Source organism: Methylobacterium sp. WSM2598, assembly GCF_000379105.1.
Classification (GTDB): Bacteria; Pseudomonadota; Alphaproteobacteria; order Rhizobiales; family Beijerinckiaceae; genus Methylobacterium.
In genome coordinates this window covers 5,937,333-5,953,117 of sequence record NZ_KB900609.1, presented here as the reverse complement: position 1 = coordinate 5,953,117, position 15,785 = coordinate 5,937,333, and the positions used below count along the sequence as shown (strand labels likewise).

11 protein-coding genes and 1 tRNA gene are annotated in these 15,785 nt (G+C 70.1%); 3 read left to right on the top strand and 9 right to left on the bottom strand.

Translation table 11 applies throughout. The features are described from left to right. Nucleotides 1-142 precede the first annotated feature (142 nt). Nucleotides 143-1,153 (bottom strand): RluA family pseudouridine synthase, encoded by a 1,011-nt coding sequence (locus MET2598_RS0127850; protein ID WP_018263098.1) that lies wholly within the window; start codon nt 1,151-1,153, stop codon nt 143-145. A gap of 93 nt (nt 1,154-1,246) precedes the next feature. Here MET2598_RS0127850 and MET2598_RS0127845 point away from each other — a divergent pair. Next, a tRNA-Glu gene (locus MET2598_RS0127845) sits at nt 1,247-1,322 on the top strand. A gap of 515 nt (nt 1,323-1,837) precedes the next feature. Here the strand turns inward: MET2598_RS0127845 and MET2598_RS0127840 are convergent. Beyond that, entirely contained in the window at nt 1,838-2,200 is a 363-nt protein-coding gene (locus MET2598_RS0127840; RefSeq protein ID WP_018263097.1) for a hypothetical protein, read from the bottom strand. A 122-nt stretch (nt 2,201-2,322) separates the two neighbouring features. Here MET2598_RS0127840 and MET2598_RS0127835 point away from each other — a divergent pair, with 122 nt between their 5' ends. Then, nucleotides 2,323-4,152 carry a hypothetical protein gene (locus MET2598_RS0127835; protein ID WP_236728824.1) on the top strand — a complete coding sequence of 610 codons (1,830 nt, stop codon included), beginning with the start codon at nt 2,323-2,325 and terminating at the stop codon, nt 4,150-4,152. Nucleotides 4,153-4,496: 344 nt separating this feature from the next. Here MET2598_RS0127835 and MET2598_RS39940 read toward each other — a convergent pair whose 3' ends face one another. Both MET2598_RS39940 and MET2598_RS0127830 read right to left on the bottom strand, forming a co-directional pair. Beyond that, nucleotides 4,497-4,817, bottom strand: a complete 321-nt coding sequence (locus tag MET2598_RS39940) for a hypothetical protein (RefSeq protein ID WP_084673942.1) — start codon at nt 4,815-4,817, stop codon at nt 4,497-4,499. Nucleotides 4,818-5,486: 669 nt separating this feature from the next. Next, nucleotides 5,487-5,807, bottom strand: coding sequence for a GYD domain-containing protein (locus tag MET2598_RS0127830; protein WP_012336533.1), 321 nt, complete (start codon nt 5,805-5,807; stop codon nt 5,487-5,489). A 736-nt stretch (nt 5,808-6,543) separates the two neighbouring features. On the opposite strand from MET2598_RS0127830, the gene MET2598_RS0127820 reads away from it, so the two are divergent. Continuing rightward, nucleotides 6,544-7,227, top strand: a complete 684-nt coding sequence (locus MET2598_RS0127820) for a helix-turn-helix domain-containing protein (RefSeq protein ID WP_018263094.1) — start codon at nt 6,544-6,546, stop codon at nt 7,225-7,227. 193 nt (nt 7,228-7,420) lie between these two features. Here the strand turns inward: MET2598_RS0127820 and MET2598_RS0127815 are convergent, their stop codons facing one another. From MET2598_RS0127815 to MET2598_RS0127795, 5 genes are all read right to left on the bottom strand, one after another. Continuing rightward, complete coding sequence (locus MET2598_RS0127815; RefSeq protein WP_012336535.1) at nt 7,421-7,759, bottom strand: c-type cytochrome; 339 nt, start codon at nt 7,757-7,759, stop codon at nt 7,421-7,423. Between the two features lie 232 nt (nt 7,760-7,991). Continuing rightward, nucleotides 7,992-9,305 carry an NRAMP family divalent metal transporter gene (locus MET2598_RS0127810; protein WP_012336536.1) on the bottom strand — a complete coding sequence of 438 codons (1,314 nt, stop codon included), beginning with the start codon at nt 9,303-9,305 and terminating at the stop codon, nt 7,992-7,994. Nucleotides 9,306-9,659: 354 nt separating this feature from the next. Continuing rightward, nucleotides 9,660-10,343 carry a class I SAM-dependent methyltransferase gene (locus MET2598_RS37510; protein WP_150108789.1) on the bottom strand — a complete coding sequence of 228 codons (684 nt, stop codon included), beginning with the start codon at nt 10,341-10,343 and terminating at the stop codon, nt 9,660-9,662. A 170-nt stretch (nt 10,344-10,513) separates the two neighbouring features. Continuing rightward, nucleotides 10,514-11,935: a hypothetical protein gene (locus tag MET2598_RS0127800; protein ID WP_236728823.1), complete on the bottom strand. Its 1,422-nt coding sequence runs from the start codon at nt 11,933-11,935 to the stop codon at nt 10,514-10,516. After that, nucleotides 11,922-15,602: a glycosyltransferase gene (locus tag MET2598_RS0127795; RefSeq protein ID WP_018263091.1), complete on the bottom strand. Its 3,681-nt coding sequence runs from the start codon at nt 15,600-15,602 to the stop codon at nt 11,922-11,924. Before MET2598_RS0127795 ends, MET2598_RS0127800 begins: the two co-directional genes overlap by 14 nt. Between the last annotated feature and the right edge of the window lie 183 nt (nt 15,603-15,785).

Below are 15,785 nucleotides of genomic sequence, written 5' to 3'. Positions count from 1 at the left end.
GGCCGGGGCGCCGGCGGGTAGCGACGGACGGGTGGTCCGCCGCGATCAACGCGCAACCCTCGGGTTGGTGCATGCGTCGCGATGCGCCGCCCCGCCGCCGGCGTTGGGGCGGCGGAGGCGCGGGAGCGCGCCGCTGCGGCGCTCAGACGCGGGCCGCGCCCCCGGCATGCGGGCCGAGCGCCGCGACGAGCCGCGCGAGGTCGGCGGGCAGCGGGCTCTCGAAGCGCAGGACCGCGTGGCTGCGCGGATGGAGGAAGCCCAGCACGGCCGCGTGCAGCGCCTGCCGGCCGAGGGCGTCGAGGGCCTCCCGCGCCTCCGGATCGAGGCGGGCGGCCTTGGTGCGGAAGGCCGCCCCGTAGGTTCTGTCGCCGAGGAGCGGGTGACCGCGATGCGCGAGGTGGACGCGGATCTGGTGCGTGCGTCCCGTCTCCAGCCGGCAGCGGATCTGGCCGACCGGCTCGCGCGCCCCGAGGACGGCCTCGGTGCGGTAATGCGTGACCGCATGGCGGCCCTGCTCCGCGCGCACGACCGCGATCTTCTCGCGGTTGCGCTCGGAGCGCGCCAGGGCGGCGTCGATCGTGCCGTTGCGGGGCTCGGGCACGCCCCAGACCAGGGCGAGGTAGGCGCGCTCCAGCATGCCCGAGCGCCCGTGATCGGCGAATTGCAGGCTCAGGCCCGCATGGGCGAGGTCGTTCTTGGCGACCACGAGGAGGCCGCTCGTGTCCTTGTCGAGGCGGTGCACGATGCCGGGCCGGCGCACCCCGCCGATGCCCGAGAGGCTGGCCCCGCAATGGGCGAGCAGGGCGTTGACGAGGGTCCCGTCCGGATGTCCGGGCGCCGGATGCACGACGAGGCCGGCGGGCTTGTCGATCACGATGAGGTCGTCGTCCTCGTAGACGATGGCGAGATCGCGCGCCTGCGCCACGGGCGTCGCCGGCAGGGCCTGCGGCACCGCGACCGCCACGCGCTGCCCGCCGGCGACCTTCACGGCCCCGTCCCGGATCTCCGCCCCGTCGAGGCGCACCCCGCCCTCGCGGATCAGTCCCTGGAGGCGGTTGCGCGAGAGGTCGGGCCACAGGCGGGCGAGCGCGCGGTCGAGGCGCTCGGGCGCCCCGCCTGCCGGAATCTCCGAGACCCTGACCTCGTTCTCCACCCTGCACTCCCGTCGAAAAGCGTCCGCCCGCTGCGTTTTCAGGCTTGTGCAGCCGGGAGCCCGTCGCTATACCCCCGCTCACCGCTCGGGCAAGCTCCCATCGTCTAGCGGTCTAGGACGTCGCCCTCTCACGGCGAAAACAGGGGTTCGAGTCCCCTTGGGAGCGCCATCTCTATCAAGCTCTTGGCTTGTCGTCGCCCGACCCGAACTCAACACATCTGCCATCGATCGGCATGGACAGAGGCGGACAGGGATCCTGTCCAGTGCCATGTCCGAACGGGGATCGATCTCAGCTCCGAGCCCTCCGGCCCGCGCCCCTTTCGGAACCGGCAGCGACCCCCTGATCCGGGATCCGCTTTGGTCAAGCGGATCCCGTATGACATCCCCGATCCAGCGGTCGGTCGGTGCAGCGATCGCCCGGGCTCCGCCCCGCAGCGAGCCCGGCCGCCGCAACCGTCGGGCGACAGCCCGCCATGGGACCTCGCTTGCATGGCGGCTTGCGCGGACCGGCCCAGGGCGAGGGTGAGTGGAGGCCCCGCCTTCCCCGGCCCGACTGGACCGGCGAGTGTGGCACGGCGGCGCGGGGCGGCGTTGATCGGGATGAAGCGCCACCGACGAGCTGCGCGGGTGGGTGAGGCGGAAAGCGCCCGTGCCCGCCATCAGGGCACGCCCGGGGCCGCCGCGTCACCGGCAGCGGTAGAAGAACGTCTTCTGCCCGTCCTCGGTCTGAACCAGCATCGCGCCGCCTGCGCCGACTTGCCACTGGGCAGCGCGGGTCCAGCGGTCTGCGCCGGAGGCACACTGCATCGTGACCGCGACCTCGTCGCCCTGAGGGCGCTTGCTCACGAGCTTGCAGCGCATGTCGTGGCCCAAGACCTCGGCCGACGTGATCCTGACCGCCGTGATGTCGGGGTTGGCCACGCCCGCCTTGGCGGTGGCGCACTGGTCCTGCATCGCGGCCCACAGCCCCTCCCAGGGCGAGGCCGCGTGGGCGGGAGCGGGGAGGACGGCGACCAGGGCGAGAACGCGACCGCGATAACCAATCACCTTTGATCCTCCTGCCTATCCTTCTCGCCGGCCGCTTACCCGACTCGGATGCGCAACGCGACCGACGGCCTCGGGATGCGCGGCTGCCGGCATCGCCGCTGCGTGCTCGTCCCGGGGAGCATTTGACCGACGTCGGGGCTTGCCTCAACGGGCTGCTTCGACTACCGCACGGGCCCGTTGGACGGAGAAGCGCTCGCCCTCAAGCAGGGGCGCCCCACTGTATCCGGATGTTGCGCTCGATCCTCCCCCGACTGACGCGCCTTCTTCGCTCCGCGCGTCGGTCATCGCCCAGCCTTGGGACGATCGATCGCGTCGAGATCACGGGCGAATGTCTGGAGATTGAGGGCTGGGGAAGCGATCGCGCCCCGGTTCTCCGCTACGACGGCCGGATCGTGCCCCTCGCCCACCGGCAGGTGCCGCGGCCTGATCTGACGCCGATCTTCGGCGCCGGCTCCGAGCGCTGGGGCTTCGCTCTCACCGCCAAGCTGCCCCACCCGGACCCGGATCTCTCCAAGCTCACCCTGCGTCTGAGCCGGACCGTCGTGCTTGATGCGAGCAGGAACCCCGGACTGTTCGTGCGCGACGGCGAGGTGCAGGCCCGCGCCGCTGCCCTGGCGGCGCAGCCCGGCCCGGACGCCATCGCCGCGCTGATCGACGACGCGTCCCGGGCCGGCGCGCACCGGCTCGTTCACCGGGTGGCGCTCCGCCTCCGCGACGCAGGGCAGGCCACCCTCGCCGAGGAGGTCCTGCGGGCCGGGCTCGCGGTCGCGGCGATCCGCCACCTGTGCCTGCGGGATCTCATCACGCTGAGCGCCGAAGCGGGCCGATCCGAGGACGTCGTCGCCTTCGCGGAAGAGGCCCTGGCGGAGCACGACCTGCTCCCCGCGCTCAAGCTGACCGCGGCGATCCACCTTGCCCGCTGCGGACGAGCCCAAGCCGGAGAGGCGCTGCTGCGCGACGTTCTCGCTGCTGATCCGACCAGCCGGCGCGACGTCGCGATCGCGGAGCAGACGATCCGCCTGTTGCGGGAGGTCGACGAGGCCGGCTTGACCGCGCTGCTGGACCGTGTCGAGGGGACCTACCGCAGGGTCGGCCCGCAGGACGTCGTCGAGGAGGCGGCCCGCTGCCTCGACGCCGAGGCGCCCTATCTGGTCCTGCGCCTGGGTGATGGGGAGGCCGCCTACATCACGCTCGGCAGCGACGACGAGGCGACCTATCCCGATTTGTACAGTCAGAACCGCGAGGCTCTGGCCGAGGTCTGGTTCCGCGACACGGCTTTCGCGCACGACCCGCGGCTGCCCGAGATGCTCGGCAGCTTCGATGCCGCCCTGGCCGAAGCGGATTGCCTCGGCGTCTGCAGCCGGCATGTGGCCCGGGAGCTCCACGCCAAGGCGACCGGCCGAAGCCTCATCTGGGCGATCAACCCCTTGCGCAAGCTCGCCCAGCTTGCCGAGCTCGATCCGGCCAGCACCCCGCATCGGACGCTCTGCGACCCCTACATGCACTTCGTCCTCGCCTCGAGCGGCGGCCTCGCGCGCCTCATCGAGGGGCGGGCGCAGGTCGGGATCGTCACCTGCCACGCCGATCTCGCGACGGCCTTGCAGCACCATTACCGCATCGGCCACGTGGAGCTGATCCAGGTCCCGGGCGAGAAGAGCCACGGCGCGGTGCTCGGGGCGGAGATCATCGCCGGCCGCCATTGGCCCGACCGCTACGATGCAGTTCGCGCGCTGCTTCGGCACGGCAACCGCCGTGGCCAACTCTGGCTCCTGGCCGCGGGCTTCCTCGGCAAGATCTACGGCGGCGACCTGAGGCGGTCGGGTGCCGTGGTCATCGACATCGGCTCCATTGCCGACCTGTGGATGGGCAAGGCAACCCGCAACTTCCCGACCCTGTCGCCGGAGCTGATTCCGGGGACGAGCATGGCGCGGATGCAGCGAAGAGGCGAATGACGATCGGCAGCGACAAGCGATGCGCCTGATCGTGGGGCGTCGCGCGCCCCGCGCCTGTACCCAGGGTTAGGGGCAACGGAAGAGGTCGCCGCTCGCCTTGCTGGCGAACAGCGTGGACCGGCGCCGGCGGGCTGTGCGGATGCCGATCGGGCGCGAGCACCGCGGCTTCGACCCGATCGACCGGCGCGAGCTCTCGGTGGTGATCTGCTTCCGGCGTGCGGGCGGACTTTGCGAGGGCTGCGGGCGGCCGCACCTGCCGCCGGTGGTCCGCCTCCGGGTCGGGGATCAGGACGCGCCAGGCCGAACGGCTGCGCCGGCCTCCCGGCGCAGCCGCCCCGCACAGCTCAGTAGTAGCGGTGGTGACCCCAACCGTGGTGACGGTAGTGGCCCCAACCGTGGTGATAGTGATGGCGGCCCCAGCCGCCCCACACCGGGCGGTAGTGGTGGTGATGGTGATACCCCCAGCCGCCCCAGTAGGGTCGATGATGGCGATGGTGTCCGTACCACTGCACCTCGTGCAGACTGGCCGTGTCGGTCTGCCCAGCCAGGCTCACCGCCGCACCAAGCGGTGAGGCCTGAGCGTTGCCGATCGACACGGCGGGTGTCAGCTGGACCAGGGCAGCAACGGTGAGCGATGATAGCACCGTCAGAGATCGGTTGAACATAACAGTCTCCTCCCCCCTCAGGGGGCATTCGGGCGTGGCTGAACAACTTGCCAGCGCCACGCGGCCTGACCTGCCCGCGACCAGGTGTCATTTGCTGGCAACGAGACACGGTTGCATGCAAAGTGCTACGAGATGGCCGGCAGCTGACAGATGATGCTTTGCATGATCGTGTCTTTGCTGTGTCGAATGACACTTTGCTCCGTTCCAGATGAGCGGTTGCTGAACGAATTCAGGGGAGCGCTGCCGCTGGAATGGGCGTCACGTGAGGCGATCACTTCCCCGGCCCCTGCCCGGCTGGCCGCCCCAGCGGACAGCGCGCCGGCGGGGTTCGGCCGAGCCGCAGCCGGTGACGCTCACACCCGCCGTGCCGATCAAGGGGTCCGTCGCCCCGGACGCCGGCCGAGAACGGCTGACCTCGAAAGAGGGGGGATGGTGGGGAGCGGCAAGGCCGTGGCAAGCTTTCTTGCCGCGCCGTTCACCGCGCTCCTTAGCCGGTGGTTCAAGATTGTCTCCTACCCTGCCCTCATGACTTCGGGGCTGGGAGGCAGAACCCGAGGCGGCCGGGCAACGTCCCGGATCGACGGAGACCAGAGGTGGAGAAGGCCCCGTCCGCTCGGCCGAAGCCGGCGGTGGGGCCTGCTTCGTCTCAGGCGCCGACAGCCGGTCAGATCAGGCGCGCCAGCGTGGCGGCTCCTCGTAGGAGAGAGACTGAACGATCTGACGGTAGGCGGCCTCCGGGAAGGCTTTCAGGGTCTGCGCCCGGATGTTGCCGAGCATGCCAAGCTGCAGGCTGAAGCGAGCCGCCACGGCGTCGTCCGGCGCTTCGTAGACCGCCACGATATCGTAAGCCCCCATGGTCAGGAAAAACTGCTTGAAGTTTCCGCCCATGTCCGCCAGCAGCCGCTTGGCAGCATCGAGCCGGGCGGGCGAGTCGGACGCCGAGCGTGCGCCCTGATCAGTCCAGTTCGCCAGCATGATGTAAGTGGTCATCGCACACCTCAAGTTTCGAGCATGACCGAGCCGTCATTCTACAACAGATTGCGCTCGGGCGAACATGAAAGATCGTGCCCTGCCCGCTCGCTTAGTTCAGGCCGGCGTTAAGAGCGCGCAACGAAACGGGGCTGGCGGCGGCGGACTATGGCGAGGGGGAGACTGCTACCAAATCCGCTTGATCCCTTCGGGATGGCGGATTTGGGCTTCGCTCAGGCGCCGCGCGGGCTGGTGATCCGCTTGATCCCTTCGGGATGGCGGATGTGGGCTTCGCTCAGGCGCCGCGCGGGCTGGTGATCCGCTTGATCCCTTCGGAATGGCGGATGTGGGCTTCGCTCAGGCGCCGCGCAGGCGTGTGACACGGGAGGAACCGGCCGGCATGGCTGGCTGCACTTGCTGAGCAATATCCCTGACGCGGCCGAGCCGGACGCAATCGTTTTCGAGCCGGTCTTGCCGCCCAACGACGGGTCGGTCCTCGATGCCGCCACGCGGGAGCGGCTGGGACGGGAAGTGCAGCCCCTCCGCGCCGCCGTCCTCGGCGGCCGGCAGGGAGCCGGCGGCCGCGAGCCGGCCGAGCGGCCTCGTGGCGGCTGCTCCCGCGGCGAGGCGCGCCGGAAGGGCACCTCCGCGCCTAGGTGGATGTCCTTAGGCGCTTGCGCTTAAGAGACCGCCCGGAATGTCGCCTCGCCCGCTTTCGGGTCACTCTCCTCATCCAATCAGGACGAGGACGGAACCGATGGCACTCGACACCGCAGCTCTGCACCCCCGCGCGGTCGAGAGCGCCTCCTGCCCCAGCCTGCACGACGGTGACCTCTTCGCCGGCTGCCCCGAGCTCATCGGCTCGCCCTCGACCTTCGCCCGTGACGAGGAGATCTACGGCGAGGACGAGGACGCCGAGTTCGTCTACAAGGTGATGACCGGCGCGGTGCGCACCTACAAGATCCTGGGCGACGGCCGGCGCCAGATCACCGGCTTCCACCTGCCCGGCGACCTGTTCGGCTTCGAGCCGGGCGAGGTCCGCGGCCACACGGCCGAGGCGATCTGCGACACCAGGGTCGTGGTCTTCAGGCGCCGCCAGATCGAGCGGGTCGCGGCCGCGCGCGCCGAGGTGGCCGTCCAGCTCTGGGGCTTGGCGACGCGCGATCTCAGTCAGGCGCAGCACCACATGCTCCTGCTCGGGCGCGGCTCGGCGCAGGAGCGGGTGGCGGCCTTCCTGCTCGCGGTGGGCGAGCGGCTCGGCAGCACGGGGAGCGTCGCGCTGCCGATGACGCGCCGGGACATCGCCGACTACCTCGGCCTCACCCTGGAGACCGTGTCGCGCACGATCTCGCAGCTCGAGGGCGCGGGCGCGCTGGTGCGCGCGGGTGCCCGGCAGGTCACGCTTCGTCGCGGCCGCATGCGGCGGCTGACGGAGGAGTGAGACACCGTCACGCGGATCGGGGGAATTCTGGACCCGCGGCGGCTCGGACCGCTCCGGGTCCCTTCGCGTGAGAGGGCGGCCCGCGGCCGACGACGTCCCTCGCTGGATCCGCCGCCCATGGCGGCTCATCGCTGCCGATGGAAGGGTTCAGGTCGGCCCGCGATCCTGCGCCGTCGTTGGGCGGCCGCCCGGCTCACCGCTCCAGACTTGTGAGGTAGCGGATCACGTCCTCGACCTGCCCCGGATCGAGCTGGAACTCCGGCATGCCCGGGTGACCCGTCCGGATGCCCTCCGCGAGCGCCTCGGCAAGATCCGTGACGGGATAGCGGGTGTGGAGGTCGCGAAAGCGCGGCGCCTGGGCCAGCGGGCTCTCGCCGACGCGCCCGACCGCGTGGCATCCGGCACAGTGGACCCGCACGAAGGTGCGCCCGCGCGTGACGTGGGGGTCCTCGGCCGCCTCCGCCCACCCCGCGTGCAGGCTCAGGACTGCGAGAAGCCCGACCGCGGTCAGGACTGAGGTGGGCACGCGCATTGGTATCTCCCGCTGGTTGCCGGCGCGGCGACTTTCCGGACAACCTCGTCCGGGTGCAAGCCTCGGCATTCCGTCTCATCCGCCGTCCGGACGAGCACGTCCGGACGGCGTCTGCCAAGCCCGCGCGGCGCTTGAGCGAAGCCGACATCCGCATTGCCGAAATGGGAGATGGCGACGCAATCCGTCGGATGCCGCATGATTTGAGATCCGGTTGATCCTAGCGGATCCCGGATCACAAGGACGTCGCGACCATGCCGACGACGGCAACCGCCATCACGGCGGTGGCGAGCCAGCCGAGCCCCTTGAGCCATCCCGTCACCGCGAAGCGCCCCATCACCTCGGGCCGCGCCGCGACCCACATCATCACGGCCATCACCGGCACGGCGACGACGCCGTTCAGCACCGCGCTCCAGAACAGCGCCCGCACCGGGTCGAGGCTCGGCGTCAGGCTGATCAGCATGCCGACCAGGGTCGCGAGACCCACCACGCCGTAGAAGGCCTTGGCCTCCTGCACGCGGCGCGCGTAGCCGACCGGCCAGCGCCACGCCTCGCCGACGGCGTAGGCGGAGGAGCCCGCGAGCACCGGCACGGCGAGCAGCCCCACCCCGACCACGCCGAGCGCGAAGACCGTCTCGGCGAAGGGTCCGGCGATCGGCCGCAGCGCCGCCGCCGCCTCCGCGGAGGTGCGGATGTCCACGGTCCCGTGCGCGTGGAGGGCCGCCGCCGCGGTGCCCAGGATCGCGAGCGCCACGAGGTTCGACACCGCCATGCCGGCGAGGGTGTCGACCTCGATCCGGTGCAGGGCCGTGCGCCCCTGCTCGGGCGCGTGGATCAGCTCCCGCCGCCGCGGATGCACGTGCAGGTCCTCGGCCTCCTGGGACGATTGCCAGAAGAACAGGTAGGGGCTGATGGTGGTGCCGAAGATCGCGACCACGGTCGTGAGCGCCTCGCGGTCGAGGCCGATCCGCGGCAGCAGCGTTCCGAGCGCGAAGGCGCGCCAGTCCACCCGCGTGGTCGCGAGCGCGGCGAAATACGCGAACAGCGCGAGGGTCAGCCACTTCAGCACCGCGACGTAGCGCGAATAGGCGAGGAGCATCTGCAGCACCACGCAGATCCCGGCAAAGAGCAGTACCAGGAGCCATCGCGGCGCGCCGGGGAGCAGCAGCGTCGCGGCATCGGCCATGGCGCCGAGATCCGCCCCGAGATTGACGGTGTTGGCGATCACCAGGAGGGTCACGGTCACGCGCAGCAGCCCGGCCGGGGCGTGGCGCTGCAGCACTCCGGCGATGCCGTGGCCGGTGGTGCGCCCGATCCGGGCCGAGATCATCTGCACGGCGGCCATGAGCGGGTAGCTGTAGAGGAGCGTCCAGCCGAATCCGTAGCCGTAGGCCGCCCCGGCCTGGGCATAGGTGGCGATGCCGCTCGGGTCGTCGTCCGAGGCGCCGGTGATGAGGCCGGGGCCGAGCACCCGCAGGAGCCGCGGCTTCGACGGCCCCACGACCGCGCTCGTCTCCTCGGGATCGTCGTCTCGGCTGACCTGCTGCATCCGGCCCTCACGCACCCATTCGGACGACGGCGCTCCCGCGGCCGCGCGGCCGTCGCGAAGCGCCACCGTACCGTGCTCACCGCCGCCGTCGAGGTTGAGTCCGCGGCCCGCTCGGGCGCCATCGAGCGCCGCGACCCGGTGCGAGGGTTGCGGCGGCACACGACCCGGCCCTCTCGCGTCGATCACGGCGGCGACAGGCCGCCACCCGCCCGCGTTCGGGTTACGCAGCTTGGGTCCCGCGGTGACGGTTCACGGGTGCGCTCGGGCCGGGATCGCCTCGCGGGGCACCTGCGATGGTCGGCCCGGCCGCAGGAGCCGCCCCCTTCCTGCTCGGGCCCGACCGGGCCGGAGGAGCTACGCCTTCTTGACGAACACGACCAGCTGATTGTCCCCGGTCGGGTCATCGACCGGACTCGGCAGCGACAGGAATCTCCAATCGCTGAACCCCTCGGCGATCGTCTCGGCGAAGAGCCTCGTCCGGTCCGTATCCTGCGGCGTGACGTCCTCGATGATGTAGATCCCGCCCGGCTTGAGATGGGCGAATGCCTCGAGCAGCAGGCAGGCATTGGCGCGCAGTTCGTGCAGGCCGTCGTCGATGATGACGTCGTAGCCCTCGCCGACCCCGAACGAGCGGAACATCGCCGAGATCGTGCTCGGCTCGAGCTGGTTCACGAAGGCGGTCTTGATGCGCTCCTCGGCGAACAGGATGTCTCGATCGATGTCGGCGCCGTAGATCTCGGCATGCGGAAAGAAATCCCGCCATCCGCGCAGCGAGGCTCCAGGCCTGCCATTCGGCCCCATCGTGGAGGGGGCGCCCTCCTTGTTCGTTCCGAGCCCCACCTCCAGCAGCTTCAGCGGCTCATCCTTGACATCTCTGAACAAAATATCGTAAATCAAGCTATAGTTATGTTTGGTTCCCTTATCGCTTCCATGGCCAGTCATGATTTCACACAGCTGTGTGCGATGTTTGTATCCAAGTTCTTCCGCGCGCTGAACAACAGCGTTTATCTGGGTCGTCTTTAGGCAGCTGTGCTGCATGAAGTGCCTCCTGCCGCAGGATCGACGCGGGGCAGCTAATTGTCGGGCGGCCGCGCTGTCAATGATCATGTCCGAGTTCTGTCGTTGACCGGGCAAAGCTCGGCGCCGCCCTGGTTCGCCGGATGAGTGGCGCTGTCCTCCCGGGACGCCTCGGCGCCGCCGCTTCCCGGTCAGGGCCCCGCCGCGATCCGGATCGCGATGCCGGAGAGCGTGACGCGCGCCCACTCGCTGAGGACGCGCACGGTGAATTCCGAGTCCTCGGTCTCACGCTCGGAACTCCAGCTCAGGGTGATGAGCGGGCCGTCCTCGACCGCCTGGAGCACGGCGGCCTGCCGCGCCAGGGTCTCCCGGCCGTAGGACCGCGTCACGGAGAACTCGATGCGGGTTCCGGGCTCGACGCTCCCGAGGAAGGTGGCCGTCAGCGTGCCCGCGGGAAGTCCGACGTAGGGACCGCAGAGCAGGAGCTTGTCCGGCGGGTGACGCGAGGCCTCCAGCGATCCATCGGCGCGACGCTCCCCGTATTGCGTCGCGCACCGGCGGGTCGCGAGCCGAACGGGGCCCTTGCTCAGCATGTAGGGAAGCCAGCCCGTCACGCCCCCCGCCGCGGCCGGATGCGAGCCGGCGCCGGGGGGACACTCCGCGCCGGGATCGGCGGTCGGCCGGGGGCGGTGGTGCGAGACGACGCGGCTCAGCGCCGCGAGCCGCCGCGCGACGTCGCTCCCTGCCCCGTCGCGCCGGTGGCGCGGGGCGCCGTCCCGCTGGGCCGCCAGCGCGCCGACCCTGCCGGCCGCGCGGGCCAGCGCGACCGGGTCCGCGGTCTCCCCGTCCGCCTCCAGCGCGCGTCCGAGCGCCAAGCCGAGACGGAGGCTCGTCAGGGAGGGCGTTCCGGGAAGGTCGGCGGAGACGAGGCGCAGCAGCCCCATCGAGGCCGCGGGCGCGACGGTCTGTAGGCTCTCGAGGAGCCTGCTGAGGAGCGGCTCGTCGCGGCCGAGCGCCAGGCGGGCCCGGAGCAGCTCCTCGGCCGGGCCGAGATCGCCGCGCCGGACGAGGTCGAGGAGCAGCACCTCGACCGCGCGCCGGTGGGCGCCGTCGATCGCGAGCGCGAGCGTCGCGAGGTAGAGCCGGTCCGCCTCGTCGCCGCACTCCATCACCCGCCCGGCGAGTTCGGCGCGCGCGACCTCGATCTCCAGTTCGGGGAAGTCGGTGAAGCTCCTCCCGATGCACCGGGCGATCGCGTCGGCCTCGGGCTGGAAAACCCAGTCCAGTTGCGACGCGGCCGCGGTCACGCCGGCCCGCGCGACGCCGAACTGCACGACCCGCTCCCAGAGCGGCAGCAGGAGGCGCAGGAAGGTCGCGCGGCACCCGCCAGCGATGATCCCCGTCACCTCGACCGCGCGCTCGACCTCGCGGCCTCGGGCGTCGAGGGTCGAGACGTGTCGCGGGATGGCCGCCAGCTGATCGCGCGTGAGCGCGCGGATCATCGCCGGCAGGGCATGCGCGTCGGCCTCGGCGAGGGCCTCCCAGGCGGCCTCCACGCCGCCGGCATCCTCGCGATCGGAGGACGGGGGAGCGAGCGAGTTAGAGGTCGTCATCGCCGTCGTTTCGCCTGACATCGACCGGAGCGCGGGACGTCCATTGCACGTGGACCGGCTGATTGAGCGTGATGAACTCGTCGGAGGCCAGAAAACTCCGCACGAGTTCGTCGCGGCTGCCTCCGCCGCGCAGGAACGCGAGGTGGGCCGAGCGCTCCTGCTCGTTGCTGGGGCGCTTGAGCAGGCGCGCGTAGAGCGCGAGGACGAAGGCGTCGTCGTCCTCGCCCTCGAATTGTTCGAGACGGATGATCTCCGCCCGGCCGCCGCCCGCGGCGCGCCCGCGGGCCGCGCGTCCCTCCGCCGATTCGGACAGGGACCTCCAGAACACGGCCCGGCTCAGGCCGTCGCGCAGAGCCGAGAGGGCCGCCGCGAGGCCGCCCGGATCCGCGTCGCGGCGCAGGAGCCTCCGGTACGCGACCTGCACGAAGAGCTCGTCCTTCAGGCTCGCGAGGTGGTCCACGGTGGGACCGGGCGTCGAAGCCGCCCGGTCACCGCGCGGCGCGGGCGCCTGAGCCGGCGCGCCGCGCAGGACCCTGACGTCGTGATGGTCCTCGTAGAGCCCGACCACCATGTGGGCGAAGCGCTCGGCGATCACCGACCATTCGTGCTGCCCGATCCAGCGCTCCTGGCGCGCGCGAAGCGCCGCGGCGAGGTCCGGGTCGGCGAGCACGCCCCGGATCGCCTCGGCCACCTCGAATGGCGAGCAGCCGCTCGCCTGATGGACGAGGTCGCGGACGTCGTCGAACAGCGCCAGCGGGGTCGTGACGACCGGCCGCAGCGCGGACAGGCCGTAGCGGACCGCCCCGCTCGCCGATTCCCCGGAATGCTGATAGGGGAACGCGATGACGTCGCAGGCCTGCAGGAGCAGGTGCGTCTCCTGGTCCTCGAGGAAGTCGGTGATCATGATGACGCGATCGGCCAGTCCGAGCGTCGCGATCAGGCTCCTGCACCGCTCCAGTTCCTCCTCCGCCTCGGGCGCGGGATGGAGCGCGTTGACGAGCAGGAGCAGGGCATCCGGGTATTGGCCGAGGAGGACGCCGAAGGCGAGGATCAGTTCCAGGATGCCCTTCGGCGGCAGAAGGAAGCCGTAGCAGCCGATCACCGGGCCGACGTCGCCGAGGTTCAGGAACCGTCGCACGGAGGCGGGATCGAACCCCGTGGGACGCATGACTCCGTGGGGGATCTTCACGACGTTGTCGACGAGGCCGAACTGCTTCAAGCGATTGACGTCGTTGACCGAGTGCACGACGAGCCGCGTGGCCTTGGCGAAGGCGTCGGCGTGGGCGGCGATCGACTCGAGCTCGCCGTCGCTGACGGCCGGGGCGGTCTTGTGGAAGAAAACGTAGGAATCGACGCCCATCGCGCTCAGGGCCGAGACGGCGTCGGCGAGTGCCTGAAGCGTGTGAAAGCCGTAATTGTATTGGAAGACGACGACATCGATGCCCTGCTCCTTCACGTCGATGAGCAGGCGATCCAGGTTCTCGCGGCGGTCTGTCCAATTTCTCACGACGTTGCCGGAGTCCGGCCTGAGCGTGTCCCAATGGTTCGAAAAGATGGTGATATCGAACCAATTTTCAGGCAGATGAGATACTAAAAATTCAGAATACGTTGCGATGCCGCAGCGCGTGTTCCACGTCGAAACCCAGCCGAGCTTGAGTTTCTTCGACGGCATTGTGCCATCGATTCGGTCAACGAATGCGTTGATCATCTCGGATGCGGCCGTCCATGTCATCGTGGAAACCGTTTGCTGTCCGCGCAGCGATTTCTGGAGGGTGGTGTGGTCGGAGCGTTGCGCGAAAACCGACCGCATCCGCGCGGCCAGATCGTCGATCCGGGCGCGCACCCACATCGCCTGCGCGGCTCCCAGATGGCTCGTGCTGAGCTCGAAGTCGTAGTCGACCAGCCACGCATTCTCGTCGGAGCAGAAATCCATCTGGCCGCTGTAGCCCGTGACGATGACCGGCAGCCCGTGCGCCATCGCCTCGGCGGCGGGGAGATTGAACCCCTCGCCCCGCGACGGCAGCACGACCGCGTCCGCGGCCGCATTCAGCCCGGCGAGCTGGTCCGCGTCGAGGTCGTCGAAGATGATGCGCACCACGGGCGCGTTCGGACTGCTCCTGATCACCCTGTCGTACCAGGTCTGCACGACGTTCGTCTGATTGCGATGGGTCTTGATGACGAGCTCGACCGGATCTCTGCGCGTGAACGCGGCCGCGTAGGCGAGGAGCAGTTCCTCGATGCCCTTGCGGGCGAGGCCCGACGAGACGTGCAGGAAGACGAACGGCGCCGCCGCGCGGGCGGGCCTGGGCAGAACGGGAGCATGCTCGATCCCGAGCCCGCAGACCACGGCCGGGACGCTGATGCCGGAATTGCGGTACACCCGGCGCACGAACGCGGTGAGGGCGAGCAGGCCGTCGAGGTAGCGGTTGATCAGCCGGCAGGCGGAATGGTTGATCTCGCTCTCTTCCCACGCCAGGGCCGCGAGGTGCAGGTCGCCCAGCATCCCGGCGGGCCGGAGCGGGTACATGTTGCGCACGGACACGATTGTGGCCTCCGGCGCGAGCGGCAGCGGCTCGAGGAGCGGCCGGACCTCCGGATTGGCCGCCACCCCGGCCTCGTCGAGCACGTAGCCCGGCACGCCTTCCATCGGGACGAGCATCGCCTCGGTGGCGGCCCGGCGGTCGAGCGCGTCCGCCAGGCGGCGATTCATCAGGGCGAGGCTGTAGGACGTCTCGCAGGGCCCCTCGACGATGTATTGGCGCCTGACCTCCGGGGCGCGCGCCCGGGCGCCCCGCCGCCCGGATGCCGGGGCCGCGTCCCGGACGGCGAGGCCGGGCGGCAGGTGGGGCGTCAGGAAGGCCATCAGCGCCTGCGCGACGGTGTCGCGCGCGAAGTCCTGCAGCCGCCGGCGCTGGGCGCGCTTCACCGCGCGCCGATAGGGGCCGTCCGTGAAGAGCCGCCGCAGGCCGGCGGCGAGTTCCTCCGGGGAGGTCGTCGCGAGGCGGATGCCCGCCGTGCCGAGGGTTCCGCCGATCGCCGCCGTGTCGAAGGCCAGGACGGGCAGGTCGAAGGCCATCGCCTCCAGCAGGGGTACGCCGAAACCCTCGTGCTCGCTGAAGGAGACGTAGGCGTCCGCCGTCCGGTAATGGCCGTAGAGGTCCTCCTCCGACACGTGCCCGGTCACCTGCACGCGATCCTGCAATCCGGATCGCGCGATCTCGCGCAGCAGGTCGTCGGCGTAGCGCTCGCCGTCGCCGCGGTGCCCGACGAGCGTCAGGAACAGCGGGTGATCGAATGCGTCGCGGTACCGCTTCATGAAATCGACGAGGTGGATCTGTCCCTTGTTCGCGCAGATCCTCCCGACGAACAGGAGCTGGTAACGGGGCTCCGAGAGCTGCTGCAATCTCTGATTAAATGGGCGCGTCCGGATCTCCGTGAAATCGCGCAGGAGCGGGATCACGACCGGCGAATCGTACCCGCGCCGTACCAGTTCGGCCGCGTTGAACACGGAGTCCGCGATCGCGACCGGGGCGAAGCGCCTGAGGTCCTGGAGCTGGTGCAGGCCGAGCGCGGCATAATGGCGGAGGGCGCCTCCGGGCTCGAAGAATTCTGGAGGTGTAATATTGTGGTATACTAGGATTTTCTTGCAATCGATGGCCTCGATCAAGGGCAGAAGATCGTGACCCATCGAATGATGGACGAGAAGTATATCATCCGGATTGGCATCAATTTCCTCAATCAAATTCAACCTGTCGGATAGACGATCATCTCTGTGTTGAACGTAAATTTCGGATCTCAGACCCCGTTCCGCGAAAATGTCTTTGATATAGAACATCGCGTTCGTTACGGC

Coding starts and splice junctions, on each gene's coding strand:
- MET2598_RS39940 (WP_084673942.1), bottom strand. CDS start 4,817: ATGTTCAACCGATCTCTGACGGTGCTATCATCGCTCACCGTTGCTGCC.
- MET2598_RS0127820 (WP_018263094.1), top strand. CDS start 6,544: ATGGCACTCGACACCGCAGCTCTGCACCCCCGCGCGGTCGAGAGCGCC.
- MET2598_RS0127810 (WP_012336536.1), bottom strand. CDS start 9,305: ATGCAGCAGGTCAGCCGAGACGACGATCCCGAGGAGACGAGCGCGGTC.
- MET2598_RS0127830 (WP_012336533.1), bottom strand. CDS start 5,807: ATGACCACTTACATCATGCTGGCGAACTGGACTGATCAGGGCGCACGC.
- MET2598_RS37510 (WP_150108789.1), bottom strand. CDS start 10,343: ATGCAGCACAGCTGCCTAAAGACGACCCAGATAAACGCTGTTGTTCAG.
- MET2598_RS0127800 (WP_236728823.1), bottom strand. CDS start 11,935: ATGACGACCTCTAACTCGCTCGCTCCCCCGTCCTCCGATCGCGAGGAT.
- MET2598_RS0127815 (WP_012336535.1), bottom strand. CDS start 7,759: ATGCGCGTGCCCACCTCAGTCCTGACCGCGGTCGGGCTTCTCGCAGTC.